Below are 2,557 nucleotides of genomic sequence, written 5' to 3' on the forward strand. Positions count from 1 at the left end.
GTATATATCTTACTGGTCAAAAACAGAAGAAAATTTATTTAGTAATGATGAAACCGCCCATTGGTTTGCAAAAAGCAGTGAGCAAATGCTTGGTTGTTTCGCTAAAGATGTATTACCTGAAAAGCTGTATGAGGCTTTTCATCGTTGTATAACTGAAGGCATAGAGCAAGAAGTTTTAAATATACAGTTGCCCAGTCCTCGTAATAGGATTGAATATGTTAGAGCGCAAATAAATTTAAAAGTAATAGAGCAAGAGGTTACTGGTGTCATTCTTACTCTTTCGGACATCACCTCTATTACCAATACAAAAAAACAGCTATCGAATGAATCAGAACGTCTACGAGTTATGCTCAATTCGATTGGTGATGCAGTGATTGCCACGGACAACAACGCAATAATTAACTTTATGAACCCCATTGCAGAGCGTTTGACGGGATGGCATGCCGATGACGCAAAAGGCAGGCATATTGAAGAAGTTATGAACCTGGTTGATGCGTCATCAAATACACGCTTAGTGAATCCTATTTTAGTTGCTTTAAAAGAGCATCGTATTGTTGCAATGGCCCTTAATAGCCAATTGGTTGGTTTTGATGGCCGTGTTCATCGCGTTGAAGATTCTGCAGCTCCTATTCGTGATATTGAAAACAACATTATTGGTGGCATCATCGTTTTTCATGATGTCAGTGAGTCGGTAGCAATGGCAGTAAAAATGACCCACTTGGCAAATCATGATTTATTGACAGATTTGCCTAACCGAGTTTTGCTACATGATAGGGTGGTTCATGCGTGTAAAGTCGCCTCAAGCATGAAAAAAAGTGTGGCTTTGATGTTGATAGATATCGACCACTTTAAATATTTAAATGACACATTAGGGCATCATAAAGGCGATTTGATTATAAAGCATGTTGCCAATCGGCTAGAGTCATTGCTTGATTTAAATACTACACTCGCACGTATTGGTGGCGATGAGTTTGTGGTGCTGATCCCCGATGTAAAATCGACAAGTAACGTAGATAGTATTGCTCTAGAAATTATAAATACGATGGCAATGCCTTTTCGCATTGATGGCCAAGATTATAACTTGTCTGTGAGTGTTGGTGTGAGTATGAATCCAAACGACTCATCTACCGCAGAAGAGCTTATGACTCATGCAGACGCTGCTATGTACAGAGCAAAAGAACAAGGGCGAAACCGGTTTTGTTATTACTCTGACGACTTAGAACATCAATTTAAGCAGCGTCAAAGCATTGAAAAGCTATTAAGAAATGCAATTGAACACGAAGAGATAGACGTTTATTACCAACCCAAGCTGGCTCTTGCCAGTGGGGAAATTGTAGGCGTAGAGGCTTTAGTACGTTTACGGGATGAGAATAATAACCTTGTCTCGCCACTGGATTTTATTCCGCTTGCCGAAGAAACGGGCTTAATTCATGCGTTAGGGTTATCGGTTTTAAAACAAAGTTGTGCTGCAGCCAAAGATTGGGCTGATAAAGGCTATAAAATAAAAGTAGCGGTAAATATTGCCGCGAAACAATTTACTGACAAAAACTTTTGCAATACTGTTGCTCAAACACTCCAAGAGACAGGGCTTCCAAGTGAGTTGTTAGAGTTAGAGGTAACAGAAAGCGCACTGATGCATGATTTCGAAGAAATCAAAAGTATGTTGAATAACCTAGCTTCGTTGGGGTTAGCGATTGCTATTGATGACTTTGGTACAGGTTATTCAAGTTTGTCATATTTAAAACTGTTTCCGGTGGATGTGTTAAAAATTGATCAGTCATTTATTCGCGATATGCTCACTGATACGCAAAGTATGGATATTGTTAGAACCATTACAAGCTTAGCGCATACTCTAAATTTACAGATTGTAGCGGAAGGAATCGAAGAAAAAGCACATTTAGAGAGTTTAATTGAATTAGGCTGTGAGCTTGGGCAAGGGTATTATTTTTATAAACCAATGCCCAAAGAAGCGTTTGATGCGTTGTTAAATTAAGCCATAGTATGACTGTACAAAATACCGCAGCCAATTAACACTAGAGCTATACCACCAATCGCTTCAGCTTTTTTACCAACCCAGCCACTGATAACATTGCCAAGTAATGAACCAATAGTGACCATTATCGTTGTTGCAAGGCCAATCATGGCGGCTGCTAAGTAAATGTTTACTTTCATGAATGCGAGGCTGATACCCACTGTCATAGCATCAATACTAGTACCAACAGCAGTAAGTAAGGTGGCCATTAACGAGCGTTTATTTGTTGCTGTTAATGTATCGTCTTCATCGTCATCTTCTTTACGGCTTTCAAGCAACATATGAACACCTAGGCCTACCAATAGCACAAAAGCAATCCAGTGATCATAGGCTTCAACATATTCAGCACCTGCACTGCCAATTAGCCAGCCGATAACAGGGGCAATGGCCTCAATACAGCCGAAGATCAAACCCAATTTAATCGCACTTAAAACGCGCGGGCTTTTTAGTGTACTGCCTTTAGTGATTGATGCGGCAAATGCATCGGTAGACATAGCAAGAGATAATACACTCAGAGTAACAATG

Annotated in this window: 2 protein-coding genes; one reads left to right on the plus strand and one right to left on the minus strand. The window is 39.9% G+C overall.

Annotated features, from left to right (window positions below):
• A partial coding sequence (locus BWD47_RS19970; RefSeq protein WP_075594551.1) for a bifunctional diguanylate cyclase/phosphodiesterase occupies positions 1–1,993 on the plus strand: 1,993 nt, incomplete at its 5' end.
• Here the strand turns inward: BWD47_RS19970 and BWD47_RS19975 are convergent.
• Positions 1,990–2,556 carry a manganese efflux pump MntP family protein gene (locus BWD47_RS19975; RefSeq protein WP_075594552.1) on the minus strand — a complete coding sequence of 189 codons (567 nt, stop codon included), beginning with the start codon at positions 2,554–2,556 and terminating at the stop codon, positions 1,990–1,992. The two genes, BWD47_RS19970 and BWD47_RS19975, sit on opposite strands and share 4 nt — an antisense overlap.
• Between the last annotated feature and the right edge of the window lies 1 nt (position 2,557).

This window comes from Pseudoalteromonas sp. PAB 2.2, assembly GCF_001938575.1.
GTDB classification, from domain to species: Bacteria; Pseudomonadota; Gammaproteobacteria; order Enterobacterales; family Alteromonadaceae; genus Pseudoalteromonas; species Pseudoalteromonas lipolytica.